At 66.5% G+C, this 26,836-nt stretch carries 22 protein-coding genes; 9 read left to right on the forward strand and 13 right to left on the reverse strand.

Annotated elements, in window-relative coordinates; translation table 11 throughout:
• Positions 1-187: 187 nt before the first annotated feature.
• Complete coding sequence (locus QX010_RS23340; protein ID WP_410051980.1) at positions 188-463, reverse strand: histone; 276 nt, start codon at positions 461-463, stop codon at positions 188-190.
• Between the two features lie 102 nt (positions 464-565).
• The gene (locus QX010_RS23345) at positions 566-2,011 is read right to left on the reverse strand and encodes a deoxyribodipyrimidine photo-lyase (protein WP_316182116.1); all 1,446 of its coding nucleotides are present in this window, start codon (positions 2,009-2,011) and stop codon (positions 566-568) included.
• A gap of 126 nt (positions 2,012-2,137) precedes the next feature.
• On the opposite strand from QX010_RS23345, the gene QX010_RS23350 reads away from it, so the two are divergent.
• Positions 2,138-3,841, forward strand: a complete 1,704-nt coding sequence (locus tag QX010_RS23350; protein WP_315804893.1) for a methyl-accepting chemotaxis protein — start codon at positions 2,138-2,140, stop codon at positions 3,839-3,841.
• A 9-nt stretch (positions 3,842-3,850) separates the two neighbouring features.
• On the opposite strand, the gene QX010_RS23355 is transcribed toward QX010_RS23350, so the two are convergent.
• The 6 genes from QX010_RS23355 to QX010_RS23380 form a co-directional block, all read right to left on the reverse strand.
• Positions 3,851-5,155 carry a TRAP transporter large permease subunit gene (locus QX010_RS23355; RefSeq protein WP_316182118.1) on the reverse strand — a complete coding sequence of 435 codons (1,305 nt, stop codon included), beginning with the start codon at positions 5,153-5,155 and terminating at the stop codon, positions 3,851-3,853.
• A 370-nt stretch (positions 5,156-5,525) separates the two neighbouring features.
• A complete protein-coding gene (locus tag QX010_RS23360; RefSeq protein ID WP_315804895.1) occupies positions 5,526-6,131 on the reverse strand; it encodes a TRAP transporter small permease in 606 nt (201 codons plus the stop codon).
• Positions 6,124-7,125: a TRAP transporter substrate-binding protein gene (locus QX010_RS23365; protein ID WP_315804896.1), complete on the reverse strand. Its 1,002-nt coding sequence runs from the start codon at positions 7,123-7,125 to the stop codon at positions 6,124-6,126. Before QX010_RS23365 ends, QX010_RS23360 begins: the two co-directional genes overlap by 8 nt.
• A gap of 269 nt (positions 7,126-7,394) precedes the next feature.
• Positions 7,395-9,050, reverse strand: a complete 1,656-nt coding sequence (locus tag QX010_RS23370) for a hydantoinase B/oxoprolinase family protein (protein WP_315804897.1) — start codon at positions 9,048-9,050, stop codon at positions 7,395-7,397.
• Between the two features lie 2 nt (positions 9,051-9,052).
• Complete coding sequence (locus tag QX010_RS23375; protein ID WP_316182121.1) at positions 9,053-11,137, reverse strand: hydantoinase/oxoprolinase family protein; 2,085 nt, start codon at positions 11,135-11,137, stop codon at positions 9,053-9,055.
• A gap of 788 nt (positions 11,138-11,925) precedes the next feature.
• Positions 11,926-12,435 (reverse strand): DUF6789 family protein, encoded by a 510-nt coding sequence (locus QX010_RS23380; protein ID WP_316182123.1) that lies wholly within the window; start codon positions 12,433-12,435, stop codon positions 11,926-11,928.
• 112 nt (positions 12,436-12,547) lie between these two features.
• Between QX010_RS23380 and QX010_RS23385 the strand changes: the two genes are divergently transcribed.
• The 3 genes from QX010_RS23385 (at position 12,548) to QX010_RS23395 (ending at position 15,612) form a co-directional block, all read left to right on the forward strand.
• On the forward strand, positions 12,548-13,054 hold the full coding sequence (locus tag QX010_RS23385) for a Spy/CpxP family protein refolding chaperone (RefSeq protein ID WP_315804900.1): 507 nt from the start codon (positions 12,548-12,550) through the stop codon (positions 13,052-13,054).
• A 109-nt stretch (positions 13,055-13,163) separates the two neighbouring features.
• Positions 13,164-15,152: a DEAD/DEAH box helicase gene (locus QX010_RS23390; protein ID WP_316182125.1), complete on the forward strand. Its 1,989-nt coding sequence runs from the start codon at positions 13,164-13,166 to the stop codon at positions 15,150-15,152.
• A 58-nt stretch (positions 15,153-15,210) separates the two neighbouring features.
• Positions 15,211-15,612, forward strand: coding sequence for a DUF2177 family protein (locus QX010_RS23395; RefSeq protein ID WP_316182126.1), 402 nt, complete (start codon positions 15,211-15,213; stop codon positions 15,610-15,612).
• A 108-nt stretch (positions 15,613-15,720) separates the two neighbouring features.
• On the opposite strand, the gene QX010_RS23400 is transcribed toward QX010_RS23395, so the two are convergent.
• Positions 15,721-16,380, reverse strand: coding sequence for a peroxiredoxin (locus QX010_RS23400; RefSeq protein WP_315804903.1), 660 nt, complete (start codon positions 16,378-16,380; stop codon positions 15,721-15,723).
• A 365-nt stretch (positions 16,381-16,745) separates the two neighbouring features.
• On the opposite strand from QX010_RS23400, the gene QX010_RS23405 reads away from it, so the two are divergent.
• Together QX010_RS23405 and QX010_RS23410 are read left to right on the forward strand one after the other, a co-directional pair.
• Complete coding sequence (locus QX010_RS23405; protein WP_315804904.1) at positions 16,746-17,315, forward strand: hypothetical protein; 570 nt, start codon at positions 16,746-16,748, stop codon at positions 17,313-17,315.
• 172 nt (positions 17,316-17,487) lie between these two features.
• Complete coding sequence (locus QX010_RS23410) at positions 17,488-18,612, forward strand: S1C family serine protease (RefSeq protein ID WP_316182128.1); 1,125 nt, start codon at positions 17,488-17,490, stop codon at positions 18,610-18,612.
• A gap of 188 nt (positions 18,613-18,800) precedes the next feature.
• On the opposite strand, the gene QX010_RS23415 is transcribed toward QX010_RS23410, so the two are convergent.
• Entirely contained in the window at positions 18,801-20,657 is a 1,857-nt protein-coding gene (locus tag QX010_RS23415) for an alkaline phosphatase family protein (RefSeq protein ID WP_316182130.1), read from the reverse strand.
• A 204-nt stretch (positions 20,658-20,861) separates the two neighbouring features.
• Between QX010_RS23415 and QX010_RS23420 the strand changes: the two genes are divergently transcribed.
• Positions 20,862-21,356: a ferritin-like domain-containing protein gene (locus QX010_RS23420; RefSeq protein WP_316182132.1), complete on the forward strand. Its 495-nt coding sequence runs from the start codon at positions 20,862-20,864 to the stop codon at positions 21,354-21,356.
• A gap of 235 nt (positions 21,357-21,591) precedes the next feature.
• On the opposite strand, the gene QX010_RS23425 is transcribed toward QX010_RS23420, so the two are convergent.
• On the reverse strand, positions 21,592-22,140 hold the full coding sequence (locus QX010_RS23425; RefSeq protein WP_316182196.1) for a cupin domain-containing protein: 549 nt from the start codon (positions 22,138-22,140) through the stop codon (positions 21,592-21,594).
• A gap of 196 nt (positions 22,141-22,336) precedes the next feature.
• Here QX010_RS23425 and QX010_RS23430 point away from each other — a divergent pair, with 196 nt between their 5' ends.
• Entirely contained in the window at positions 22,337-23,620 is a 1,284-nt protein-coding gene (locus QX010_RS23430; protein WP_316182198.1) for an aspartate aminotransferase family protein, read from the forward strand.
• A gap of 52 nt (positions 23,621-23,672) precedes the next feature.
• On the opposite strand, the gene QX010_RS23435 is transcribed toward QX010_RS23430, so the two are convergent.
• Positions 23,673-24,344 (reverse strand): TetR/AcrR family transcriptional regulator, encoded by a 672-nt coding sequence (locus QX010_RS23435; protein ID WP_316182134.1) that lies wholly within the window; start codon positions 24,342-24,344, stop codon positions 23,673-23,675.
• Between the two features lie 87 nt (positions 24,345-24,431).
• On the opposite strand from QX010_RS23435, the gene QX010_RS23440 reads away from it, so the two are divergent.
• On the forward strand, positions 24,432-25,571 hold the full coding sequence (locus QX010_RS23440) for an NAD(P)/FAD-dependent oxidoreductase (RefSeq protein ID WP_316182200.1): 1,140 nt from the start codon (positions 24,432-24,434) through the stop codon (positions 25,569-25,571).
• Here QX010_RS23440 and QX010_RS23445 read toward each other — a convergent pair whose 3' ends face one another.
• A complete protein-coding gene (locus tag QX010_RS23445) occupies positions 25,572-26,825 on the reverse strand; it encodes an arsenic transporter (RefSeq protein ID WP_316182136.1) in 1,254 nt (417 codons plus the stop codon).
• Positions 26,826-26,836: the final 11 nt, after the last annotated feature.

The following is a 26,836-nucleotide window of genomic DNA, read 5'->3' on the forward strand; positions in this document are numbered from 1 at the left end:
GGTCCGGCATCCGCGCGGCATCACCGTTGGCCGTATTGCGCCGCGGATGCGAGGTCCCGGCCCCCAACCGCACGGCGACAAACGAAACAATCCAGCGCCAGATCGTCCCCACTACCGGGCACTGGATTGTTTCGCCAGAACCATCAGCGAAGGTGACGAGTCGCCTTCGGTCCCGAGCCAGGCAGAATCAGCGCTTGGCCTTCTTCGTCTTCTTGGCCGCTTTCTTGGTGGCCTTCTTGGCCGTCTTCTTCGCAGCTTTCTTGGCCGCCTTCTTCACGGTCTTTTTCGCAGTCTTCTTGGCGGACTTCTTGGTCGCGACCTTCTTGGCCTTGGCGGCGGCCCGCTTGGGTGCAGCCGTCTTGGAGGTCTTCTTTGCGGTCTTCTTGGCCGCTCGCCGGGCCTTCGGTGCCGTCGTGATCACCGGATCCTTCGGCGGCTCGGCGGGCATGCTGGTCTCAGTCACGGTCGGATCAGAAAGTGGAGTGTCGTCCATATCGGGTCCCCCGATTTGTTGGAAACCCTGCGACGATAGCTGGATTCTCCGTGCTGTCAAAGCGCGCCCCAACTAATCACTTGTGCGCAAGCTCGCGTAGGCTGCCAGCGCGCGCTCCCGCCCGGGCTTGTGATCGACGATCGGCGCCGGGTAGGTGCGGCCGAGTGCAACCGCGGCCTCGGCGAGCTCGAGCGGCTTCGCCGCCCAGGGCTGGTGGATCAGCGTGGCCGGCAGGCGCGCCAGTTCCGGCACCCAGCGGCGGACATAGGCCCCGCGAGAGTCGAATTTTTCGCCCTGCAACACGGGATTGAAGACGCGGAAGTAGGGCGCGGCATCGGCGCCCGATCCCGCAACCCATTGCCAGCTTGCCGGATTGCTGCCCGGGTCGGCGTCGACCAGCGTGTCCCAGAACCATTGTTCGCCGCGCCGCCAGTCGATCAGCAGGTGCTTCACGAGCAGCGAGGCGACCACCATGCGGACGCGGTTGTGCATGCTCCCGGTATGCCAGAGCTCGCGCATCCCGGCATCGACGATCGGATAACCGGTTCGCCCGCGCTGCCAGGCCTGCAGCGCCGCATCATCCTGGGCCCAGGGAAAGGCATCGAAGGCCGGCTGCAGATTGCGGATTGCGAGGTCGGGATTGTTGGAGAGCAGGTGCCGGCTGAACTCGCGCCAGCCGAGCTCACTCAGGAACTTGTCGATGCCGGCGGCGGAACCCGGGCGCTCGGCGGCGGCAAATCGCGCCGCGTGCCAGACCTGGCGCGGGCTGATCTCGCCGAAGCGCAGATGCGGCGACAGCCGGGAGGTCGCCTCGATGTCGGGCCGGTCGCGATTGGCGGCATAGGTCTGCACGGCCGTTTCGAGAAAGCCGGCGAGGCGCGCCTGCGCCGCGCGCTCGCCGGCTTGCCACGTCGCACGCAGTCCGCCCGCCCAGTCGGGCTTGCTCGGCTCGAGCGCGAGCTCGTCGATCGTCAGGCTCGTGACGCCCGAGGCGTGCGACAGCCGGGCCGGCCGCGGCAGCGGCTTCGGCGGATCGCCCAGAGCCAGCACACGCTTCCAGAACGGCGTGAACACGCGCGGGCCGCGTCCATCCTTGCCGCGCAGCTCGGCTGGGTCGACCAGGAGGTCGTCGGGAAACACGCGCGAGGAGACGCCGATCTCGGCGAGTGCTGCTTCGACATCGGCAGCGACGACGCGCGGTGCGGCCTGCGCGACATCGTTCCAGTACACCGCGCTCGCGCCGGTCTGGCGCGCCAGCTCGCCGAGCGCGGTGGCCGCGGGTCCGCGCCGGATCACGAGCTCGGCGCCGAGCGCATGTAGTTCGGCCTGGAGTGCACGCAACGATTGCGCGAGCCACCAGCGCGACGCGCCGCCGAGCGGACGCAACCCGGGGCTTTCCTGATCGTGGACGTAACTACAAACGATCCGAGCGCCCGACTTCGCGGCTTCATGCAACGCGGGGTGGTCAGACAGCCGCAGGCTCTCGCGAAACCATACGATGATGGGGGAGGAGGACATGATCAGGTATCTTATTGCCGTTTTTTATAGTGAGTTCCGGTATTCTACGTTCCGGAAAATAACTGCTTTGAAACCAACTACGGGCAGTTTGAGATTCAGTTGCAGTTCCCCTGGAAGGTTTATGACGTGTCCGTCCAATTGAAGCTCGGCACCAAGGCGCTGATCGGCGCCGTTGTCGTGATCGCCCTGAATACCGCCCTGGTCGTCGGCGCAGCGTACTGGTCGCTGTCCTCCGATTTCACCGACCGCGCCAAGCGCGACATCGAAGGCAATCTGCGCACCTTTGCGCTGACGTTCACCGAGACGTTCAAGGATGCGAAAGTCAGCGTGCAGAACGGCGTCGTTACGCGCATCGAGATTCCGGCGATTCCCGAGATCAAGGATCACGCGATCGTGGATCGCGCGGTGTCCTATGTCGGCGGCAGCGCCACGCTGTTCGTGGTCGATGACAGCGGACAGTTCGTCCGCCGTTCGACCAACGTGAAGAAGGAGAATGGCGACCGCGCTGTGGGCACCCAGCTTGCCGCGGATCATCCGGCGCAGGCGCTGCTGCGCCGCGGCGAGGCTTACAAGGGCCCCGCGACGCTGTTCGGCAAGTCGTTCATGACCGCTTATTTTCCCGTCACCAATCCGGCGGACAAGGTGATCGGCATTCTCTATGTCGGCGTGCCCATGGCCGAGCTCGACGCCATGCTGTCGCAGGCGATGCGGACCATGGTCGTCGCCGCGGCGATCGCTGCGCTGCTGGTGCTCGGCCTGACCATGCTGGCGGTGCGACGTGTCACCAAGCCTCTCGCCGCCGTGACCGACGCGCTCACCGCAATCGCCGAGGGGCGCGAGGACGTTGCGATCAAGTCCGATGACCGCAGCGACGAGATCGGCGAGATCGCCCGCAGCCTGGTCGTCTTCCGCAGTGCCGCGAGCGAGCGGCGCCGGATGCGCGAGGAGCAGGCGGCCGCGGCCACTGCGGCCGTCGAGCAGCGCAAGGCCGAGCTGCAGCGTTTCGTCGATTCCTTCCAGGCCAGCATCGGCGGCATCATCGAGAACGTCTTGACGTCGTCGGGCGAGTTCGAGCGCGAGGCGCGCCAGCTCACCCAGACCGCGCGGACCACCGCCGACCTGTCCGGCCATTCGGCCGGCGCTTCGGAAAGCGCTTCCGAGCACGTCCGCACCGCGGCCGTTGCCTCGGACGAGCTGTCCGGCTCGATCGCCGAGATCATCCGTCGCGTGCAGGAGTCCAACGCCATCGCCGCCGAGGCGGTCAACCAGGCGACCGCGACCGACCAGCGCATCAAGGAGCTGTCCGACGCCGGCAACCGCATCGGCGACGTCGTCAAGCTGATCACCTCGATCGCCGAGCAGACCAACCTGCTGGCGCTCAACGCCACCATCGAGGCCGCCCGCGCGGGCGATGCCGGCCGCGGCTTCGCGGTGGTCGCCCAGGAGGTCAAGACTTTGGCCGGCCAGACCGCCAAGGCGACGGAGGAGATCTCCAGCCAGATCGCCAACATGCAGACCGTGACCCAGGAATCCGTCGACGCCATCAAGGCGATCGGCTCGACCATTGAGCGCATCAACGGGATCGCTGCCTCGATCTCGGCCGCCGTCGAACAGCAGCGCGCCGCCACGCAGAACATCACCCAGAGCGTCCGCTCGGCCGCGACCGGCACCGCCGAGGTGGTCGAGAACATCCGCAGCGCGGCGCGTGGGGCGGGCGAGACCGGCGAAAGCTCCAACCGGATGTTCGCCTCGGCCCAGGCGCTGTCCAGCGAAAGCCTGCGGCTGAAGGCCGAGGTGCAGAAGTTCCTCGACGGAATGCGCGCCGCCTGACATCGCGGCTCATCCGTAGAGCAGCCTTGGCAGGATCGTCACGATGCCCGGGAAGAGGGTGAGCAGCAGCACGAAGGCGACCATGATGGCAAGATAGGGGGCGGTCACACGGGCGATATAGCCGAGACCGTCCTCCGTCAGGCCCTGGATCACGAACAGGTTGAAACCGACCGGCGGCGTGATCTGGGCCATCTCGACCGCGAGCACCAGGAAGACCCCGAACCAGACCTCGTCGAAGCCGGCGCCCTTCACGATCGGCAGCACGATCGGCAGGGTCATCACGATCATCGAAAAGCCGTCGAGGAAGCAGCCGAGGATCAGGTAGAACACGATCAGCACGGCGATCAGCATGAACGGCGACAGGCCGAGCCCCTTCACGAAGGCGGCCACCGCCTGCGGGATGCCGAGAAAGGCCGCGGCATTGCCGAGGATCGAGGCGCCGAGCACGATCAGCGCGATCATCGAGCAGGTGATGACTGAGCCGATCATCACGTCGCGCACCACCTGCTGCGACATCGCACCTTGGAAATAGGCCACCAGCGCCGCGCCGAGCACGCCGACGGCGGCGGCCTCCGACGGCGTCGCCAGGCCGCCATACATCGAGCCGAGGACGCAGGCGATCAGGAACAGGGCAGGGGCGAGATCCTTCAGCGCGGCGAAACGCTCCGCCCAGGGCACCTGTGACAGTTGCGCCTCCGCCTCTGGCACCATCGAAGGCGTCAGCGTCGTGTGCAGCATCACCCAGCCCATGAAGGTGCCGGCCAGCAACAACCCCGGCAATACGCCGGCGGTGAACAGCTTCAGGATCGAGACGTCGCCGAGCACGCCATAGATGATCATGATGTTCGAGGGAGGGATCAGGAAGCCGAGCGTCCCCGCGCCGGCGAGCGAGCCGATCGCGATGTCGCGCGAATAGCCGCGGCGCAGCAGTTCGTTCAGCGACATGCGGCCGATCACCTGCGTGGTCGCCGCCGACGAGCCGGAGATCGCGGCGAAGATGGTGCAGCCGATGACGTTGACATGGAGCAGGCGTCCCGGCAGCAGCCCGGCCCATGGCGCCAGGCCTTGGAACAGCGAGCGCGACAGCCGGGTGCGGAACAGCAGCTCACCCATCAGGATGAACAGCGGCAGCGCCAGCAGCTCCTGGGTGGTGAGAATGTTCCAGGCATATTGCGGAAGCAGCTTGTCGAGCGGGATCGAGCGGAACATCGCCAGCAGCAGGGTCGCGGTGAAGGCGAGCGTGAGCCCGATCCACAGGCCGCCGGCCAGCAGCGCGAACAGGATGGCGAACAGGGCGACGACTTCGATGGTCATGGGGAGGGGGAGTCCGCGGTGAGGGAGGCGGGCGGGATGGGGCCTGCGAATCCCAGACTGGTGGGATCGTCGCGAATGGCATCGCCGTGATGCGCGATGGTCGTGCCGCAGGCGCGGTTCGACCTCGCCCCGCTTGCGGGGAGAGGTCGGATTGCATCGCAAGATGCAATCCGGGTGAGGGGGTACAGGTCTCTCCGCACGCACTTCCCGCGCGGCTGCCCCTCACCCCGACCCTCTCCCCGTAAGGACGGGGAGAGGGGGCGCACCGCGTGCGGGGTGAGAGTTCGCCTATCAGTTGATGGACAAGAACTGCGTAGTTCGGCGGCCGCTGCTCGCGGCGAACCGATCGTCGCGACGTGGGCACGCTCTCTCATTCGACCGGCGACGCCTTCATGCGGTGATCCTCCAGCGGCAGTCCCAGCGCGGCCTGGATGGCGCGGGCGAGGAATTGCAGGGTCAGGAGCAGCATGCCGAAGGTGACGACGGCCTGCGGAAACCACAGCGGGGTGTCGCTGGAGGTCGAGACCTGGCCGCGGACGAAGGAGCTCCAGGCGAACTTGGTCATCGCCGACGTCAGGAACGCCATGAAGGCGAAGCCGGCGGCGGCGGCCAGCACCTCCAGCGCGCGCTGCAGCGGCGCCGGCACGTTCTTGAGCAGCAGCACCACGCGGATATGGCCGCCGACGCGCAAGGTCATGGCCGCGCCGAAGGTGAACGAGGCCGCCATCAGATAGGACGAGTATTCCCAGGCGATCGAGATGGTCGGCGGGAAGAACGGCAGCACGTTCGACAGCGCCCGCGTCGTCACCTCGGCCAGCATCAGCGCCGTCAAGGTCAGCAGACAGCCGCCGCCGATCCATCCGTCGAGCCGGCCCAGCCGGTCGATGACATCGAGCAGGATGCGCAGCGGCGCGGGCGCCGCTGCATTGAGGCTCGCCCGTTCGCCCGGCGACGGCTCCACGATCGCGTCAGCCACGCTTCATCTCGGCAAGATAGGACTTCACCGGTTGATCGGCAGCGGGCACGCGCTTGAGGAAGGCCTCCATCTGTGGCGCGGTCTTGGCCCGGATCTCGGTCATCATCGCATCCGAAACCGGCACCACTTCCATGCCGCCTTCCTTGAGCCGGTTGAGGCTGTCGACATCGGCCTTGAGCGAATTCGCCCAGAAGGTCGGCTCCATCTTGGCGGCGATGTCGCTGACGGTCTTCTGCTGCTCGGGCGTCAGCGCCTTCCAGGAATCCAGGTTCACGTTGAGCATCTGCGACGACCACACATGATTGGTCGGGTAGACGTATTTGAGGAATTCCCAGAACTTGCCGTCGACCCCTGAGACCGAGGAGGTCGAGACGCCCGCCACGGCGCCGGAGGCCAGTGCCGGGATCGTCTCGCCCCAGGGGATCATGACCGCGGCCATGCCGATGGCGTTGAGCATGTCGACCGCGTTCTTGTCGGGCACGCGGATCTTGATGTTTTTCAGGCCGGCGACGTCTGATGTCTTGACCTTCAGGTGCAGATACTGCGTCGGCCACGGCACGATGTAGAGGATCTTCTGGTTATTGCGCGCGGCGATCTTCTCATATTCAGGCCGCACGTATTTGTGCAGCACCTTGAGCTCGTCCATCGAGCCGGCGAGGAACGGGATGCTCTCAACGCCCATGAAGGGCTCGTCGCCGACCTGCTGGATGTTGAGCACGTCCGCGAGCGGGACGAGACCGTCGCGCACCGCGCGCAGATGCTCCGGGCCCTTGAAGCCGAGCTGACCGCCTGCCTTCACGGTGATGTTGACGGCGCCGTTGGTCTGCTTCTTCACCTCCTCGGCGAAGGCCATCGCGTTCTGGGTGTGAAAGTTGCCCTCGGGCCAGACCGTCGACATGTCCCAGTTGGTCGTCGCCGCGCGTGCCCTTGTCGAGACCTGGCTCGCCGTGAGCAGCGCCGCTGCACCTGCCGTGAACGTCCGTCGCGTGATCATCAGTGTCTCCGCTTCGTTGCTGAGCTAAGGGAAATGGAAGAGGTTTGGCGAGCCGTGTGGTCGTGGCCATCCTTCGAGACGCCCGCCTGCGGCGGGCTCCTCAGGATGAGGGCTCGTTGCGCGGCCAGATGCTGATCCTCTCCATGAGGACGCCCCTCATGGTCAATGTGCAGCACCGATAGCGGTGCTAAACCCTCATGGTGAGGAGCGTCGCTCTTGCGACGCGTCTCGAACCATGAGGCCACCAATGTTTCGACTGGCATGAGATCTCACCGCGCCTGCCCGTAGACCTTTGCCGCGTTGTCCGCCGACACCAGCCCGCTCTCGACATCGCTCTGCACGAGCTCCGCCGCGCGTTCGCGGGGATCGCCGATGCCTGCACCGCCCGGCGTCAGCACCACCAGCCGGTCGTCCGGCGGCACGGTCTGAAAACCCTTGCCACGCAGCTTCTTGCCCGACGCGAGCCCGACATAGCCGGCTTCGCCATGGTGGCCGCCGTCGCGGCCGCGCGGCGGGTGGTCGATGCGGTCGAAGGCGGCGAGGATGTCGAACGGCGCGTCGACGCCGCTGCCGACCTCGATGATCTGGCCGAGGCCGCCGCGGGTGCGGCCGGCGCCGCCGGAATCCGGCCGCAGCTCCTTGCGCCAGAAGATCAGCGGCGTCTGCGTCTCCGCGATCTCGACCGGCGTGCCGCGCACGCCGGAGGGATAGGCGGTAGCCGACAGCCCGTCCTTGTCGAAACGGGCGCCAGTGCCGCCGTTCGACGTCACCGCCATCGAGAACCCGTAATTGCCGCCGGCGCCGGAGCGGGTCTGGCCGCGGACGTTGAGATTCCACAGACACGACGTGCCTTCGGCGGGCACGCGCTCGGGGATGATCTGGCGCAGGCAGCCGAACACCACGTCGGGCAGCATCTGGCCGATGACATGACGCGAGGCGACCGGCGCCGGCTTCGGCGCATTGAGGATCGCGCCCGATGGCGCCGACACGGTCAGCGGCGATAGCGAGCCGGCATTGTTGGGGATCGCGGAGGCCACGACGCAACCGAGCCCGAACACCGTGTAGGCCGTGGTGTAGGACAATGGCACGTTGATACCGAATTTCGAGGCGGGCGAGGTGCCGTCGAAGTCGACGTGGATGCCGTTCTCCGAGATCGTCAGCGCCGCCTTCAGGGTGACAGGCGCATCATAGCCGTCGACCACCATCTCGTTGCGCCAGGTGCCCTTGGGCAGCTTGGCGATCTCGGCCAGGACGGCGTCGCGCGAGCGGTCGCAGATGTAGTCGCCGAGCGTATCGAGCGAGGCGATGCCGAACTCGGTCATCATCTCGACCAGGCGCTGGCAGCCGACATCGTTGCAGGCGGCGAGCGAATAGGTGTCGCCTTCGGTGTCCACCGGCAGCCGGGTGTTGGCGCGGATCATGGCCATCAGTGTCTCGTTGACGACGCCCTGGTCGATCAGCTTCAGCATCGGGATGTACAGCCCCTCCATGAATACGTCGGTGCCGTCGGGGCCGAAGCCGATGCCGCCGATATCCATCAGATGGCTGGTGCAGGAGAACAAGGCGACCGGCTGGCCGTCCTTGAAGCAGGGGGTGGTGACGACGAAATCGTTGAGATGCCCGGTGCCCATCCAGGGATCGTTGGTGATGTAGGCATCGCCGGGCTTCATCGTGTGGATCGGAAAATGCGCGATGAAGTGCTTCACCGACTCCGCCATCGAGTTGACGTGGCCCGGCGTGCCGGTGACGGCCTGCGCCAGCATGCGGCCGTTCAGGTCGAACACGCCGGCGGAGAGGTCGCCACATTCGCGCACGATCGGGCTGAAGGCGGTGCGCAGCAGCACCTGGGCCTGTTCCTCGACCACGGCGATCAGCCGGTGCCACATGATCTGCAAGTCGATCAGGCTGCTCTGTGATGGACTCATTGTCAGGCCGCCTTCCGTTCCATGACGATGCTGCCGGCACCATCGATATGCGCGTCAAAACTGTTGGAGATGAAAGTCGAGGTCTCGTCCTCGGCGATCACGGCGGGGCCGGCGATGACCGCGCCCGGCGCCATCTGCTCGCGGCGATACAGCGGGATCTCGACGAAGCGTCCGGCGCGGCCGTCGAAGAACTTGCGGTGCCCCGCAGCCTTGCCCGCAGGCTTGCGTTGCACCTCGGTGACGGCGGGCGGTTGGTGCGCATCCGTCGTCGCGAGCACCGACCAGCTCAGGACCTCGATCGCCGCACCGGGGATCGGGCGCTCGAACAGCGCGGCGTAGCCGGCCTCGAAGGTCGTACGCAGGGTGGGCAGGTCGTCCGCCGTCAGCGGGCGGTTCGGCAGCTCGACATTGATCTCGTGGCCCTGGCCGACATAGCGCATGAAAGCCGAGCGGCGCTCGCGCAACGGTGCGCCGGCCGCACCAGGCTCCACCAGCGCGCGGGCCTCATCGGCCATCTCCTGCAGCAGAGTGGAGACGAGCGCCGTGTCGAAATCGTCGAGCCTCGCATGGCGGCTGCGCACCAGCTCATAGGCGATCGGTGCGGCGAGGAAGCCGACCGCCGAGCCGACACCGGCATTGGACGGCACGATCACCCTGGCGACGCCGATCTTCTCGGCGACGCGCGCGGCATGCAGTGGCGCTGCGCCGCCGAAGGCGATCAGCGTGTGCTGGCCGATGACGGCGCCGCGCTCGACGGCATGGACGCGCGCCGCGCTCGCCATGTTCTCGCAGACGACCTCGTGCACCGCGTAGGCAGCGGTCTCGGCGTCCAAGCCGAGCGGGGCGCCGACGTCGCGGAGCAGGGCCTGTTTCGACAGTTCGGGATCGAGCCTGATGGTGCCGCCGGCAAATGCGTCGGGATCGATCATGCCGAGCGCGACATCGGAATCGGTGACCGCCGGGCGCTGGCCGCCGCGGCCGTAGCAGGCCGGACCCGGCTCGGAAGAGGCGCTCTCCGGGCCCACGGTGACGCGCTTCATCGCATCGATGCGCGCGATCGAGCCGCCGCCGGCGCCGATCTCGACCATCTCGAGCACGGGGATGCGCACCGGCAGGCCCGAGCCTTTGAGGAACCGCGCGGCACGGTCGACCTCGAACACACGCGAGCTCTCCGGCTCGAAATTCTCGATCAGGCAGATCTTGGCGGTGGTGCCGCCCATGTCGAACGACAGCACCTTGCGCTCGCCGAGCGTAGCTGCGATCTGGCCGGCGAAGATCGCGCCGCCAGCGGGACCGGATTCGACGAGCCGCACCGGGAAGCGGCGCGCCGTGGCGATCGAGGTGACGCCGCCGCCCGAGGTGACGAGATAGATCGCGCCGCGGAACTGCTCGATTTGCAGCGCCCGCTCCATGCGCGCGAGATAGCTGTCCATCAACGGCTGCACATAGGCGTTGGCGACCGCGGTCGAGGTGCGTTCGTATTCCCGGATTTCGGGACAGACCGCCGAGGACAAAGTGACCGAGACATCAGGCATCGCCTCGGTCAGGATCTCGGCAGCGCGGCGCTCATGCGCGGGATTGGCGTAGGCGTGCAGGAAGGCGACGGCGATGCTGGCGACATCGAGGGCGCGCAACTGCGGCACCAGCGCGCGCACCGCCGCTTCGTCGAGCGGCAGTCTGACGTCTCCGTGGGCATCAACGCGCTCGGGCACGGTGAAGCGCAGGGAGCGCGGCACCAGCGGCTTCGGTTTGTCGATCGAGAGATCGTACTGGTCGTAGCGGCTCTCGGTTCCAATATCCAGAACATCGCGGAAGCCGGACGTTGCGATCAGTGCGGTCCTGGCGCCGCGGCGCTCGATGATGGCATTGGTCGCGAGCGTGGTGCCGTGAATGAAGACATCGATGTCGCAGATGCGCGCCTTCGCGTCGGCGAGAATGAGACGGGTGCCGTCCAGCACGGCTTGCTCCGGCTGCGTCGGCGTGGTCAGCAGCTTGCGCGTCCGGCGCTGCGTACCGATGTCGAGAACGATATCGGTGAACGTGCCCCCGATATCGACGGCCAGCCGGACTTCGGCTCCTTCAAGCATTCCATGTCTCCGCAAGCGACGAACTGATGTGCGATTTGAGCAAGTCCCATGCCATTGCGCCAGCGGGGATGCAGTTTGCTGCTCTGCGTTTGCTGCGGTGCGGACTTGAAGTCGCGGTGCGATGGGCGATCAACTTGGCCGATCGGCTTGCTGTTGTTTGCGACACCGTCATGTCGCCACGCGCGACGATTGGCGTGAGACCGACGACCATCTCCACAACGTCATTCCGGGGCTCGCCGTGCGGGCGTCCCGGAATGACACCGTGTGTTGATCGAACGCGCCAAACATGACTTCGCATTCCCGCGGCACGATGGGCCCGAGTTTCTGCTGCTTGCTCACCCTCCGCAAACGAGAGGGTGCAGGGAATGCCGGGTGAAGGCCTCACCCATGGCCCGCCTGCGAAAAAAATGCAGGCGGCAGGTACCACAGGCAAAGCCGAACACTCCGGCATTCCCTGCGCGGTGGTCTTCACGCTTATACGCAGTCTCCCTGGTGCGCCGGCTTGTTGGCCACCATTGTCCGCGCGATGCGCAAGCATCGTCACGAGCGTGATACCAGCTTCGGGGTATCGGGACGCTGCGACTTCACGCCCGCAATCATGCCGGTCGTCTGCGCGAAATGCGCGTCCGGCATGAATCGCGGCCACCGCATCCCGCACCGACGTTCGTGACGACGCGTACGTCCCTCTGCATGGGCAGGACGACGCGGATCATACATGAGTTACGAGAAAACGAAAGAGAAAAATTCGGTCTTTTCGAAATGACGCCAGGGGTCCCTCCCGGCGGCGCTCAGACGTGACCGCCGTCTCCGCGGCCGACCTCGATCTTCTGATCCGGTCCCTGCAGAGCCGCATACACGGCGCCCAGCACGACGCTATACGCCTCGACCATCGCCAGCGAGAACAGCGCCGGGCCGGCGCCCAGCCCGAGCGAGGTTGCGAACGGTCCGAGGCCGATAGCCGGAAACAATCCGATGCCGAGCAGCAGCCAGCCGGCGAGCCCGAGCAGGAAGCCTTTGGCGACACCGCTGCCGCCGGGCAGGCGGTGGAAGAAGCGCCCGAACAGCAGGCCGATCAGGAAGGCTCCGTTGAGCTGCGAGAGCAGCCACAGCGGCGCCCCGTCCTGCATCGCTCGGGTGAACAGGGGCTTGAGCGTATCGAGCAGCGCCGAGGCGGGATCGAACTGCGGCAACAGGTGAAGCCCGCTCTTGAGCTCCATCAGGCCTATATGAGCCAACGTCCCGCAGCCCGATGCGACCGCCGACGTCCATATCCAGCGATAGCTGCGTATCGTTGTCATCTCCTCAATTTGGCCGTCGTCCATCATTGGTCCGTTGATCTTGCTCAAAAGGCAAGTTCGCCGTGCGCTTAGTTTGCGCGAACTCATTGGTGCCACGTCGAGGAGTTCTGCCATGCGATTAGATCCACGCGCGCTGGTGTTCGCAGCCGCAATCGTGACAGTCACCGCCGCCCCGGGCCTTGCCCAGCCGGGCGCAGGCGGACCGGGTTGGGGGCCGGGCATGATGATGGGGCCGGGGATGATGGGCGGCCGGGGGTTCGGCTTCCTCTGCAATCCCCGCATGGCCGGATTTGCCGAATGGCGGATGTCGCAGATCGAGGCGGCCATCAAGCCGAACGACACGCAGCGGGCGCGGCTCGATGATCTCAAGGCGGCATCGGCCAAAGCTGCGGAGCTGATCACGAAGGACTGCCCGGCGACGCCGCCGGCCAAGGCGACCGACCGCCTCGCGCTGGCGGAGCAGCGCCTCGACACGATGCAGCAGGCGATCAAGATCGTCCGGCCAGCGTTCCAGGCGCTCTACGACTCGCTCGACGACAAGCAGAAGGCGGCGATGGACAGCAGCGGGCCCCGCAACTGGGGCTGGCGTCACTGGCACTGGCCGTGGAGCGACGAGTAGCGGCGTAGCGGGGGGCCGGGGAGCGCCGCGTTGATTGGGTGCGGGCGGGCATGGCGATTTCGCTCCGCATGGCGTAAAGCCATCGGAATCAAACGAGGTTTTCCGTCAATTGCCCTTTCCCGCGACCCATCCGCCGCTCGCCCGCGCCCTGGCCGAGCGCAACTATGAGACTCCCACGCCCGTCCAGCTCGCGGTGCTCGCGGACGACGCCGTCGATCGCGACCTCCTGGTGTCGGCCCAAACGGGGTCTGGCAAGACCGTCGCCTATGGGCTGGCGATGGCGGCGAATCTGTTGGGTGACGCCGAACGGTTCGCGCCGGCGGCGGCGCCGCTGGCGCTGATCGTGGCGCCGACGCGCGAGCTGGCGCTGCAGGTCCAGCGCGAGCTCGGCTGGCTCTATCAGCACGCCGGTGCGCGCGTCGTCTCCTGCGTCGGCGGCATGGATCCACGCCGCGAGCAGCGCGAGCTCGAGGCGGGCGCCCATATCGTGGTCGGCACGCCCGGGCGGCTGTGCGACCATCTGCGGCGCGGGCGTCTCGACATCTCGGAATTGAAGGCCGTGGTGCTCGACGAGGCCGACGAGATGCTCAATCTCGGCTTTCGCGAGGACATGGAGTTCATTCTCGAGACCACGCCGGAGACGCGCCGGACCTTGCTGTTCTCGGCGACCTTTCCGCGCGGCATCGTGGCGCTGGCGAAGCAGTATCAGGACGACGCGTTCCGGATCGAGGTCGAGGGCGATGAAGGCGGGCATGCCGACATCGAGTACCGCGCCATCCGCATCGCCGCCGACGATGTCGAGCATGCGGTCGTCAACGTGCTGCGCTTCTACGAGTCGCCGAGCGCAATCGTGTTCTGCAACACGCGCGAGGCGGTGCGGCATCTGCAGGCGGCGCTGCTGGAGCGCGGCTTTTCCGTCGTCGCGCTGTCGGGTGAGCTGACGCAGAACGAGCGCACGATGGCGCTGCAGTCGCTTCGCGACGGCCGCTCGCGGGTGTGCGTGGCGACCGACGTCGCGGCGCGCGGCATCGATCTCGCCAATCTCGATCTCGTCATCCATGCCGAGCTGCCGAACGATCCCGAGGTGATGCAGCATCGCTCGGGTCGCACCGGCCGCGCCGGCCGCAAGGGCGTCAGCGTGCTGCTGGTGCCGCCGGCGCGGCGGCGGCGGGCGGAAACGCTGCTGAACCTCGCCGGCATCGAGGCCGCGTGGGGCGCAGCGCCGCAAGCTGATGAGATCCGCAAGCTCGATCAGGAGCGCATGCTGCACGACCAGGTGTTCACCGAGGAGACGACGGCGGAGGATCTGGCGCTCGCGCAAGCGCTGCTGGCGGAGCGGTCGGCCGAGGACATCGCCGCCGCATTGGCGCGGCTCTATCGCGCGCGGCTGCCGTCGCCGGAGGACATTCTGGATCCGGGCCAGGACCGCGGCCGCCCGCGCCAGGATCGTGGTCGCGACACCGCCCGGCCGGCGCGCGGCGAGGAGCGGCCACCGTCGCCCCGAACGAAGACCGGGAAGCCGTCGGCGCGCCACGGCATGGGCGAGCCGAGCGTCTGGTTCCGGGCGGCGATCGGGCGCAGGAAGAATGCGGAAGCGCGCTGGCTGCTGCCGATGATCTGCCGTCGCGGCGGCATCGACAAGAACGACATCGGCACCATCAAGATCTCCGACACCACGACGGAGTTCGAGATCGCCGCGCGCGTGGCCGACGCCTTCGCCGCCAACATCCGCCGTCCCGACAAGGAGGATACGATACGCATCGAGCCGCTGGCGGCTGCTCCGTCGCGGCAGGGGGCCGTCGACAAACCGCGTCCGGAGAAGCGGGCGGCGCGGCGCGAGGCCGAGCCACGGCGCCAGGCAGAGGAAAGCGCCTACCATCCGCTGCATCGCGATCAGCCTCGCCGGGACAAGGAAACTCCGCCGCGGAGCAGGGCGCATCACGACGCTCCGCCGTCGAAGTCCGGCCATGCCCAGGCGTTCACGAAGAAAAAGAAGCACGGCGACAAGTCCAGCCGTGGCGGACCGGCGTTTCCGTCTCATAGCCCACGGTCGAAGGCGCCTGGTGGAAAGAAGCCCAAGACCAAGCGTCGCGGCTGACGGCACCGGCCGATCCCGCGCCGACGGCAGTGCGTGAAACGTGAAGGAGGAGCCGTCCTTGAGCCGCTACGCCGTCCTGTATTTTGCAACCCTGGCCGTGCTGCTCGGCTTCGACATCCCGTTCCTGAGCATCGTCGCCAAGGGCTTCTTCCAGTCGCAGGTCGGCGAGATGCTCGGCGAGATTCGTCCCGTGCCGGCGGTGCTGTTCTATCTGCTCTATGTCGTGGGCGTTCTGATCTTCGTCAGCGGCACGCTTGATGCGACCTGGCGCTCGACCTTGCTCTATGGCGCGCTGTTCGGGCTGTTCTGCTACGCGACCTTCGAGCTGACCTCGCTCGCGATGCTCAAGCAGTGGACCTGGACGGTGGTGGCGGTCGACATCAGCTGGGGCGCGTTCGTCACGGCGGTATCGGCGACGGTGGGGTTGCTGATCGCCGACTGGGCGACGCCGCGGGGCTGAAAGGGCATCGGCCCGAAGCGCTCCGAGTCGAGGCCGGGTCAATCGAAATCCCGGGTCCGCCTCTGCGAGGCGTCCCGGGATGACGTCGTCAAACGTCGGTTGCCGGCCTCACTTCGGCTGCGGCACCACGCGCAGATAGGGCTTCGGCGCCTTCCAGCCGTTCGGATAGATCGTCTTGGCCTCGTCGTCGGACACCGAGCCGGCGATGATGACGTCCTCGCCCTGCTTCCAGTCGGCGGGGGTGGCGACGCGGTGCTTCGACGTGAGCTGCAGCGAATCGATGACGCGGAGAATTTCCTGGAAGTTGCGCCCGGTGGTCATCGGGTAGACCAGGATCAGCTTGATCTTCTTGTCCGGGCCGATGATGAAGACGTTGCGGACGGTCTGGTTGTCGGCCGCGCTGCGCTTGGACGGGTCCCCGGAGATCGCCGCCGGCAGCATGTCGTAGAGCTTCGAGACGTTGTAGTCGGTGTCGCCGATCATCGGATAGTTCGGCGCCGCGCCCTGCGTCTCGCGGATGTCCTCCGACCATTTGGCGTGGTTGTCGACCGGGTCGACCGACAGGCCCATCAGCTTGACGCCGCGCTTGTCGAACTCCGGCTTCAGCCGGGCGAGCGCGCCGAGCTCGGTGGTGCACACCGGGGTGAAATCCTTCGGATGCGAGAACAGGAGCGCCCAGCTGTCGCCGATCCAGTCGTGGAATTTGATCTTGCCTTCGGTGGTGTCTGCCTCGAAGTCGGGGGCAGTGGAGCCGATCTGGAGAGCCATGGCAGTCCTCAATTCATTGCACGTGGTGGGAATAAATCTTCCAAATAGTATAGGAAATACCGCCGCGAAAGGGAACCGGCTGACGGAAAAGAGAAGATAATTGCCCCATAGCTCACGAGGCCAACAACTTCTTTTGAGTTCCCGGGCTGCGGCGAAACATCCGTCAGACGACCGCTTGCCCAGATTTCGCCATCTGCTGGTCGCAACACGCCGCCCCCTGACGCCCCACGGCTTTGAACCGTGATCGAGGTCACTGCGGCAAATCGGCAACCGATACAAAAACCCACAGCACCGTTTCGAACCGTTAACCACTCGTTCAGACGGGCGCCGACAAGGTGGGTCAACACAGCAACTGAGAAGAGAACATGGCTACCTCTGCACCAAAAACCATCGGCATCGATGGTCTCGAACCGTCCTCCTGTGAGACCGCTGCTCTCGCGCTCGGCATCGTGCGCGACGGCGTGATCACCGGCGAGGGGCCGACCACCGCGGGACGCGTGCATTTCTCCCGCGTGCTCGATGCCGATGACGCGGCCTGGTGCGCGCGCATTCTGAGCGCCGCCGCGATCAACGACGCGCCGGTCAGCCGCGCCGAGGCCGAGGCGCTGTTCGCGATCGATGCCGCCGCAACCGAGCGCAAGGACGACGGCCGTTTCGAGGATCTGCTCGCCAAGGCGGTGGCGCATCACACCGCGGCCGCCTCCGGCCTGCCGGTGCCGCCGCGCAGCGTGGCGCTGTCGCCGGAGACCGCGATCGAGAGCTGGGCTCCGATCAATGCGCGGGGCATTCGCACCGATGCGCTGGAATGGGTCGCCAAGCAGATGCGCGGCAAGCGCCAGGGCAACCGCGCGCTGATGGCGATGGTCGCGACCCTGGTCGGCGTCACCGTGCTGCCGCTGGCGCAACTGCCCTCGATGATCGACATCGGGATGTAGGCGCGTCGCGTTCATCCAGCCGCATGAGTTCGACGAGCGCGATGATCTCATCGCGCTCTTTTCGTTTTGACCGGTCTTTTTGACCGGCGGCGATCGCATCACGGCTCTTGATGGCGCCGCCCGGCCGGTGAATCAATCGGCGGTGATGCGACCGAACACGGAGAATGTCGAGATGAGCCGATGGAGCTTCGCCGCGCGTCTGTTCGCGGTGGCGGCGACGGCGCTGCTGCTCATGATGGCCTGGCAGACCTTTCCGCTGATCCAGGCCGAGCTGCTCGGGATGCGCGCCAAGCCCCGCGAGATCACGCCGCGCGGCGATCTCGCCGCCGACGAGAAGAGCACGATCGCGCTGTTCGAGAGCCGCAGCGGCTCGGTCGTCTTCATCACGACCGTTCAACAATCGGTCAACCCGTGGACCGGCAATTCGCAGCAGGAGCGCTCCGGCACCGGCTCGGGCTTCGTGTGGGACGACCTCGGCCACGTCGTCACCAACTATCACGTCATCGAAGGAGCGACCGAGGCGCTGGTCAGCCTGACCGACGGACGCTCGTTCCGCGCCGCGCTGGTCGGCGCCAGTCCGGAGAACGATCTGGCGGTGCTCGTGATCGGCGTCGGCGTCGACCGGCCGAAGCCGCTGCCGCTCGGCACCAGCGCCGACCTCAAGGTCGGGCAGAAGGTGTTCGCGATCGGCAATCCGTTCGGTCTCAGCAGCACGCTCACCACCGGCATCGTCTCGGCGCTCAACCGCAACCTTCAGGTCACGCAGGACCGCACCCTGAACGGACTGATCCAGACCGATGCCGCGATCAATCCGGGCAATTCCGGCGGGCCGCTGCTCGACAGCGCAGGTCGGCTGATCGGCGTCAACACGGCGATCTACAGTCCCTCGGGCGCCTCGGCCGGCATCGGCTTCGCCGTGCCCGTCGACAGGGTCAACCGGGTCGTGCCGCGCCTGATCGTGAGCGGCCGCTACGTCACCCCGAGCCTTGGCATCCGCACCGATCCCAAGGCCAACGAGGCGCTGTCGGCGCGGCTCGGCCTGTCCGGCGTGTTCGTGCTCGATGTCGAGCAGGATTCGGCGGCCGAGAAGGCGGGGCTCGTTCCGGCGAGGCTGACGCGAGACGGCGGCTTCGCGCTCGGCGATGTCGTGCTGGCGGTCGACGGGCAGGCGGTGGAGTCGCCCGAGGACATGACGCGCGCGCTGGAGAACAAGTCCCCCGGTGATCGGGTCGTGCTGCGCGTGCTCCGCGGCGGCAAGACCGTCGAGGTCCGTGTGACGCTCGACGTCGCGCGGTGAGTAAGTGGACCACACTCCGTCGGCGAGGAGATAGCCGTAGCCCGCATGAGCGAAGCGACATGCGGGAAAAGTGTCCCCGGGTATCGCTGCGCTCACCCGGGCTACGGCATCGCGTTTGATCGAAACAGGAGTGTCCCGCTTTCGCGGGGCACTCCGGTGATCGCATGGAAGTACTGGCGATCGACTGACTACTTCGCCGCGGCCTTCTGCTTCGGCGCCTCGTCATCCAGCCCCACGGTGCGGCCGGGGAAGCCGGCGGCGTCGAAATAGCGCTGGGTGCCGACGCGCTGCAGCTTCAGCACGGTGCGCAGGCCGCCGGCTCCCGGGTCCGATTTGACGACGTCCGACACAGCCTTTGGCGTCGCGCCGTTCGGCATCGCCTCGGTCATGGCGCGGCCGATCAGCCTGCCCTTCGGAGCGACCTTGAGGTCGAGCAGCCTGGCGGCGGTGGCGCCGACATCGGCGTTGCTGACGGGCAGCGGATCGACGAAGCCCGCCTTGAAGTCCGGACCGATGGCCGCCATGAAGTTGTAGGTATCGCCGCGGCCGAACGAGCCGTGCATGCCCTGGCCCTGGCGCAGCACGGTGTCGGCGACCTCGACCTGGCAGTTGGACGGCTGGTCGCAACCCGGCGCGACATAGGTGCGGAAGTTGACCACGATCGCCGGATGCGGCGTCACCGCCTTGCCCTGCAGGTTGATCTGCGACAGCGGCAAGGTGCCCGGGATCTCGCCGAGCTTGTCGTCGACGAAGATGCCGGAGACGTAGTCCTGCGCCAGCAGCGCCTTGACGGTGCGGCGGGCGAGCTTCCTGTCGTTGTTGGGCAAATAGATCAAGTCGGAGCCGCCGTTGGTGGCGACGACGAGATCGGGCTTGGCCGGGTCCTTGCCGAGCACGCCATTGCCGGCCTTGGGGTGCTTGCCTTCGGGCACCGCCGCGTTCTTGTCGTTCGGGTCGAACAGCGGCAGGTCGAGCGCCTTGGCGAGGTCGATCGCCAGGAAGCCCATTGGCAGGAACTCCTTCGGCGTGTCGTCATAGCTGACCTTGGCGGAGGGACTCGTTTTGCTCTCCTTGGAGATGGTCGAGAAGCCGTGGTCAGCCTGGACCATGATGTTGGTCGAGGCCGCCAGGCCGAGATCATCGAGCGCCTTGCGCAGCGCTGCCAGATTGTCGTCGGCGTTCTTGATGCCGGCCATCGAGGTCGGGCCATTGATGCCCGGCGTGATGGTGTTCAAGCTGTCGCCGTGATTGTGCTGGCTGCCGTCCGGGTCGCGCGACCAGAACACCAGCACGAACGGCTTGTTGCGCGCCTTGAACATCGGCAGCACCGCCTTGGTGGCGACGTCGACCATGTAGGCCTGTTGCGCGACGTTGGCCGAGGTCGTGCCCGGCGTCTTGGCGTCGCCCGCCTTGCCGTTATCGCCGCGCGACGGCGTTGCCAGCGCCAGGCCGGCCTTGGTCAGGGCGTCCTTGACCTCGTCGGTCAGCGGCACGCCATTCTTGTTGCCGGTGGAGTCGTCGATTACGATCGAGGAGGTGGCGCCGGGCTTGCAAGGGCAGCCGGTGTGGTCGAACAGATAGGTCGGGCCGAGCTTGCCGATCGCGGCGGTCGAATAACCGGCCTTGCGGGCGAGCTTCAGGATGGTGTCCTCGTTGAGGTAGTCACCGTTGAAATGCTCGTCGATGTCGCCGAGCACGGCGTCGTTCTCGATGAAGGGCACGACAGTGTTGCCGGCCGGCGCCGAGGTGTAGCCGGTGAAGATCGTGTTCGAGAACGTGCCGGTGTCGCCGAGATAATGGCCGGTCGCCATGGCCGAGCCATTCGCCATGGTGAAGGTCGGAAACAGCGAGTGCGAGTTCTTGAAGTTGACGCCCTTGTCGCGAACAGCGGCCATGGCCGGCGCCGTCTCCGGCGTCACCTTCAGCGCGCGCAGGCCGTCGGGAATGAACAGGATCAGGTTATGGGGCGTGGCGTTCTGCGCAAAAGCGGCACTGGACGACAGCAGGGTCAGTCCGGCGCACAGCAGCACGAGCGGGCGGCGCATTGAAAACTCCTGAAAAGCAATCGGCGGAATCGCGGCGTCTCGCCGCAGGGAAGAGCTTTAGTTTTGCCGGGTGACAGTTTTGTTACAAGGGGCTCGCGCCCGATCGGCACCGCTCCGGACAGGATTTTCGTCGAGCGGTAGTCCGCGGCAGGAACCAGGGTGTGGCTTCCCGGTTGTCGGCTCACACAATTCAGGGAGCATACCATGCCTGCCGACAAAGACCTCAACGAGCTCTTCCTCGATACCCTCAAGGACATCTACTACGCCGAGAAGCAGATCCTGAAGACGTTGCCGAAAATGGCCAAGGCGGCGCAGTCGGAGAAGCTGGCGGCGGCGTTCGAGAAGCACCAGGAGGAGACCGAAGGCCAGATCGAGCGGCTCGAGCAGATTTTCGAGCTGATCGGCAAGCCTGCCCGCGGCAAGAAGTGCGATGCGATCGAGGGCATCATCGACGAGGGCAAGGAGATCATGGACGAGTACAAGGGGACGCAGGCGCTCGACGCCGGCCTTCTTGCTGCAGCGCAGGCGGTCGAGCACTACGAGATGTCGCGCTATGGCACCCTGAAGGCCTGGGCGCTCAAGCTCAACCTGCCAAAGGCCGCCAAGCTGCTCGACCAGACGCTGAATGAAGAGCGCAATACGGACGAAAGCCTGACCAAGATCGCGGAGACCGCGGTCAACTACGAGGCTGCGGCATAACGCGTCTCAACAACACTGCAACTGCCGCGGGCGCTGTGAGCAGCGCCGGCGGCACGAATGCTGGCAGCGGTTGCCGCTTTGCCGAAGAGATTGGCCACCGGTCGAGACATTTCGGACGCACGGCTTTGGAAAAGATGAAACGGGTTCGTTGCCATCTTTGGCAGATCGCCTGAAGATGCCCAGGCCGGTGGTCCACGCACGAAAGGCATTGTGGCCGGGAGGGGCCTGCCGGCGTTCAGAACGTCGGCGGCGTGCAGGCGCTGATGACTTCGCACGGCGTGGCGCCGACGCAGCGAAATCGATGCGGGCGGCGGCTTTCGAAGTAATAGGCGTCGCCAGGATCGAGGATGCGGCGTTCGTCTTCGACAGTCACCTCCAGCCGGCCGCTGATCACGATCCCGCCTTCCTCGCCGTCGTGCACGAGCAGCACCCGTCCGGTGTCGCTGCCCGGCTCGTACCGCTCCCTCAGGATCTGCAGGCTGCGGCCAAGCAGATTGTCGCCGACCTGGAGGTAGGAGATCGGTTTCTTGCCGATCTCGGTCAATTCATCGGAGCGATAGAACGCCTTGCGTGGCCGCTTCGGTTCGATGGCGAAGAATTCGGCCAGTCCCATCGGAATGCCGTCGAGAATGCGTTTGAGCGCGCCGACCGACGGATTCATCTGGTTGGACTCGATCAGCGAAATCGTCGAGTTGGTCACGCCGGCGCGCTTGGCCAGTTCGCGCTGCGACAGCTTGTGGCGCGCTCGAACGTACCGCAGCCGCTCGCCTAGATCGATGCTCACCCCAAATCCCTGTTGCTGATGTTGCGGATCGCGCAAATATGACCCGTCGATGTTCGATAAATCAACAGGTTACGAGACACAAGAAAAGGACTTGTTGTATTTTTGCGAACGTGGTCCGGCTAACCTGCCGCAGCAGAGGAGCCCCGCCGTGACCACTCGCCAGATTCCGAACTCCGTCCAACTCGAATCGTTCTGGATGCCGTTCACGGCCAACCGGCAGTTCAAGGCGGCGCCGCGCCTGTTCAGTGGCGCGGAAGGCATGCATTACACGACCGTCGACGGCCGCAAGGTGATCGATGGATCGGCGGGCCTGTGGTGCGTCAATGCCGGTCACGGCCGTCGGCAGATCGCCGCCGCCGTCGAGCGGCAGCTGATGAACCTCGACTTCGCGCCCTCGTTCCAGATGGGCCATCCGCTCGCGTTCGATTTCGCCGAGCGCCTCGCGGAGATCGCGCCCGCCGGTCTCGACCGCGTCTTCTTCACCAATTCCGGCTCGGAGTCGGCGGATACCGCGCTGAAGATCGCGCTGGCCTATCAGCGCGCGATCGGCCAGCCGACGCGCACCCGCCTGATCGGCCGCGAGCGCGGCTATCACGGCGTCAACTTCGGCGGCACGTCGGTCGGCGGCATGGTCAACAACCGCCGCGTCTTCAATCCCGTTCTGCTCCCCGGCGTCGACCACATCAGCCATACCTATGATCTCGCCCGCAATGCCTTCTCCAAAGGCCAGCCGGAGCATGGCGCCGACAAGGCCGACGACATCGAGCGGCTGGTCGCGCTGCATGGCGCGGAGACCATCGCGGCTGTGATCGTTGAGCCGGTGCCGGGCTCCACCGGCGTGTTGCCGCCGCCGAAGGGCTATCTGCAGCGGCTGCGTCAATTGTGCGACAAGCACGGCATCCTCCTGGTCTATGACGAGGTCATCACCGGTTTTGGCCGTCTTGGCGCGCCGTTCGCGGGGCAACATTTCGGCGTGGTGCCGGATCTGATGACGACAGCGAAGGGCATCACCAACGGCGCCGTGCCCTGCGGCGCGGTGTTCGCCAGCCGCAAGGTCCACGATGGACTGATGACGGGGCCGGAGAGCCAGATTGAGCTGTTCCACGGCTATACCTATTCAGCGCATCCGATCGCCTGCGCCGCCGGCATCGCGACGCTCGACATCTACAAGGATGAAGGTCTGCTCACGCGCGGCGCCACGATGGCCGAGTATTGGCAGGACGTGCTCCACCAGCTCAAGGGCCTGCCCAACGTGATCGACATCCGCAACTGCGGCCTGATGGGCGCGGTCGAGCTGGCGCCGCGCGAAGGCGCGCCGGGTGCACGCGGCTATGAGGTCATGGTCGATTGCTTCGAGCACGGCCTTTATCTGCGGCAGGCCGGTGATGCCTTCGCGATGTCGCCGCCCCTGATCGTCGAGCGCAGCCATATCGACGAGATGGTTTCGATCCTGGGCGATGCCATCAAGCGCGTGAGCTGAGGCTTACGCCGCACCGGCACGCCTATGCCAGGTGTGCCGGCGCGGCGGCGGCCTATCTGACGGTTGCGATGCCGGCCAGGATCAAGTCGATGCCGGCGAGAAACTGCTCGCGGTCGTCGTGTCCGCGCAGCTGTGCCGCGACCTTTCGCACGAACGGATATTTTTCCGGATCGAGCTGCGCCCAGCGCGCGGCGACGGCGTCGAGGAACGCCGCGCGATCCGTCTCGGGTGGGGCGAGGCGTGCGTTCGCGGCGTTCTGCACGGCGACGCCCAGAATGTAGTTCGCCAGCGCGGACCAGCAGTCGAACAGCGCGCGTTCGGGGACGCCGAGCGCCAGGAGGCGCCCGCCGATGCCCTCGGATATCTGCAGCGTCGCGGGTTGCCACGGCTCGCGATAGAGCTGAGCGCCCACCCAGGGATGGGTGTCGATCGCATCGAATATCCCAAGTGCAATGGCACGGATCGCCTCACGCGGCGTCCCGCCGGCGACCACACCGGTCATGACACGAGCGACGACATCGTCGGCGGCTGCCGCCAGCAGCTCGTTCTTGTCGGCGACGTGCCAGTAGATCGCACCGCTGCCCGTTGAAAGCCGCGCCGCGAGCGCGCGGAAGGTCAGGGCGCTCTCGCCATCGCTGTCGAGAATCGCAATCGCAGCCGCGACGATCCGCTCTTTCGAGAGCGCGTCCGTCCGCCGTTCGGTCGGTTTTGTCCTGGATGTCATGCACATCATCTTGACATGGATGGAACGATGTTCCAAGGCTTGAGACCTAATGGAACAATGTTCCATTCATGCCAAGGGAGAGCTTCAATGACGCCACCAGTCACGATCGTCGGTGCGGGCCTCGGCGGCCTCGTCCTCGCCCGCGTCCTCCACGTCCATGGCATTGCCGTGACCGTCTATGAAGCGGAGTCCTCGGCCGGTGCTCGCACGCAGGGCGGCCAGCTCGACATTCACGAACATGATGGACAGCGCGCGCTTGAAGTCGCCGGCCTCACCGATGCGTTCCGCGCCATCATCCATGAAGGTGGCCAGGCGACGCGCGTGCTCGACCGGCACGGCACGGTGCTGTTCGAGGCGCCCGACGACGGCACGGGCGGACGGCCTGAGGTGCTGCGGGGCGATCTCAGGCAGATCCTGATCGACTCGCTTCCGGCGGACACGGTCCAATGGGGCAGGAAGCTCTCCGGTGTCGCGCCGCTCGGCGACGGCCGGCACGAACTGACTTTCGAGGATGGATCGACCGTACGCAGCGAACTGCTCGTCGGTGCCGATGGCGCCTGGTCGAAGGTCCGGCCGCTGCTGTCGGACGCCAGGCCCGACTATGTCGGCACGATCTTCATCGAGACCTATCTGTACGACGCCGATACGCGGCACGCCGCGGCAGCCGAAGCGGTCGGAGGCGGTGCGCTGTTCGCGCTCGCCCCGGGGAAGGGGATCTGCGCGCATCGCGAGGCGGGGAGCGTTCTGCATGCCTACGTCGCGCTGAAGCGTGACGCAGCGTGGATTGCTGATATCGACTTCGGCGATGCCGGTGCCGCGACCGCGCGCGTAGCGGCTGAATTCAACGGATGGGCACCGGCGCTCACCGCGCTGATTGCCGACGCCGATACACCGCCAGTGCCGCGCATGATCCATGCGCTCCCGCACGACCACCGATGGGACCGCGTCCCCGGCGTGACGTTGCTCGGAGATGCCGCGCATCTGGCGCCACCGGCCGGCGAGGGCGCGAACCTGGCGATGTTTGACGGCGCTGAGCTGGCGCAAGCGATCGCCGCACATCCCGGCGACATCGAAGCGGCGCTCGTCACCTATGAGGACGCGCTGTTTCCGCGCAGCCAGTCGGCCGCGGTGGACGCACACCGGATCCTGGAACTTTGCCTCAGCGACAACGCACCCTTCGGACTGATCGACTTCTTCACCGCCGCCCATGAGGGCAAGGAGGGCTGACTACCACATTGCCGCCGCCAGCGCTGCGATGAGTGCAGGCGGCGTCGCGATCAGGCCGACCTTCAGAAACTGCCAGGCGGTCACCTCGATCTTCTCGCGCCGCAATGCCGTCAGCCAGAGGATGGTGGCGAGCGAGCCGGTGACCGAGATGTTCGGGCCGAGATCAACCCCGATCAGGATCGCCCGGATGACTCCATGCGGCAGGTGATCGCTGCTGGCGACGGAGCCCGCGACCAAGCCGACCGGCAGGTTGTTGGCGATGTTGTCGGCGATCGCGGTGATCAGGCCCGCGGCCCACGCCGTGCCGTGCGGCGACGACGTCACGCCCTGGTGCAGCCAGGCGCTGAGCTGGCCGATCGCGCCGGCGCGGCTCAGACCTTCCACCATCACGAACAGGCCGCCGACCAGCGGCAGCACGCCCCATGAGATGCCCTTGATCACCGGCCATGGCGACTGCCGGCCGACGAGCAGGATCGCAGCCGCTGTGACCACGCCGCAGACGAAGGTCGGCAGGCCCAGTTGAACGTCGAACGCCGAGGCGGTCAGCAGCACCGCTGCGATGGCGAATATCCCCAGGGCGGCAAGCCGGCCTTCGCGGCTGAGATGCGGCTTCTCGACATCGGTGCGCAGCGTCTCCTCGCGCAACGCGCGGCGCTGGGTCAGCCACAGCGCGACGTAGGTCAGCGCGATCGCGGCCATCGAGGGCAGGGTGAACTGGCGCAGCCATTCGGTGAGATGCGGCATGCGTTCGCCAAACACGACGAGATTGGCCGGGTTGGAGATCGGCAGCACGAAGCTCGCGGCATTGGCGATGAAGGCACAGACGTACAGATAGGGCAGAGGCGAGGCGCCGGCGGCGCGCGTCGCGGCATAGACCGCCGGCGTCAGCACGATCGCCGTGGCGTCATTGGAGAGCAGCACGGTGACCAGGGTGCCGACTGCATAGACCAGCAGAAACAGCAGTTGCGGCGAGCCGCGCGCATGCTCCACCGCATAGGCCGCGAGATAGTCGAACAGGCCCTCGCGGCGCGCCAGCTCGGCGATCAGCATCATGCCGATCAGGAACAGATAGACGTCGACGCCCTTGCGGATGCCGGTGAGCGCATCGGCTGGTGGCAGCAGGCCGAGCGCGACCAGCAGGATCGCGCCGGCGGCGGCCCATGCGGCCTCGGGCAGCCGAAAGGGGCGGATGATGACGCCGGCGATGGCGGGAATGATGATGGCGTAGGCGAGCCAGGTATCGTGCAGGGACATGATTGGGGATC

The organism is Bradyrhizobium sp. SZCCHNRI1009 (assembly GCF_032487575.1).
Lineage (GTDB): Bacteria > Pseudomonadota > Alphaproteobacteria > Rhizobiales > Xanthobacteraceae > Bradyrhizobium.

Bases quoted from the DNA above. Each gene is read 5' to 3' on its own strand.
- QX010_RS23345 (WP_316182116.1), bottom strand. From the start codon at position 2,011: ATGTCCTCCTCCCCCATCATCGTATGGTTTCGCGAGAGCCTGCGGCTG.
- QX010_RS23405 (WP_315804904.1), top strand. From the start codon at position 16,746: ATGGCTACCTCTGCACCAAAAACCATCGGCATCGATGGTCTCGAACCG.
- QX010_RS23400 (WP_315804903.1), bottom strand. From the start codon at position 16,380: ATGGCTCTCCAGATCGGCTCCACTGCCCCCGACTTCGAGGCAGACACC.
- QX010_RS23420 (WP_316182132.1), top strand. From the start codon at position 20,862: ATGCCTGCCGACAAAGACCTCAACGAGCTCTTCCTCGATACCCTCAAG.
- QX010_RS23430 (WP_316182198.1), top strand. From the start codon at position 22,337: ATGCCGTTCACGGCCAACCGGCAGTTCAAGGCGGCGCCGCGCCTGTTC.
- QX010_RS23355 (WP_316182118.1), bottom strand. From the start codon at position 5,155: ATGACCATCGAAGTCGTCGCCCTGTTCGCCATCCTGTTCGCGCTGCTG.
- QX010_RS23385 (WP_315804900.1), top strand. From the start codon at position 12,548: ATGCGATTAGATCCACGCGCGCTGGTGTTCGCAGCCGCAATCGTGACA.
- QX010_RS23380 (WP_316182123.1), bottom strand. From the start codon at position 12,435: ATGACAACGATACGCAGCTATCGCTGGATATGGACGTCGGCGGTCGCA.
- QX010_RS23440 (WP_316182200.1), top strand. From the start codon at position 24,432: ATGACGCCACCAGTCACGATCGTCGGTGCGGGCCTCGGCGGCCTCGTC.
- QX010_RS23375 (WP_316182121.1), bottom strand. From the start codon at position 11,137: ATGCTTGAAGGAGCCGAAGTCCGGCTGGCCGTCGATATCGGGGGCACG.
- QX010_RS23365 (WP_315804896.1), bottom strand. From the start codon at position 7,125: ATGATCACGCGACGGACGTTCACGGCAGGTGCAGCGGCGCTGCTCACG.
- QX010_RS23410 (WP_316182128.1), top strand. From the start codon at position 17,488: ATGAGCCGATGGAGCTTCGCCGCGCGTCTGTTCGCGGTGGCGGCGACG.
- QX010_RS23370 (WP_315804897.1), bottom strand. From the start codon at position 9,050: ATGAGTCCATCACAGAGCAGCCTGATCGACTTGCAGATCATGTGGCAC.
- QX010_RS23435 (WP_316182134.1), bottom strand. From the start codon at position 24,344: ATGACATCCAGGACAAAACCGACCGAACGGCGGACGGACGCGCTCTCG.
- QX010_RS23445 (WP_316182136.1), bottom strand. From the start codon at position 26,825: ATGTCCCTGCACGATACCTGGCTCGCCTACGCCATCATCATTCCCGCC.
- QX010_RS23415 (WP_316182130.1), bottom strand. From the start codon at position 20,657: ATGCGCCGCCCGCTCGTGCTGCTGTGCGCCGGACTGACCCTGCTGTCG.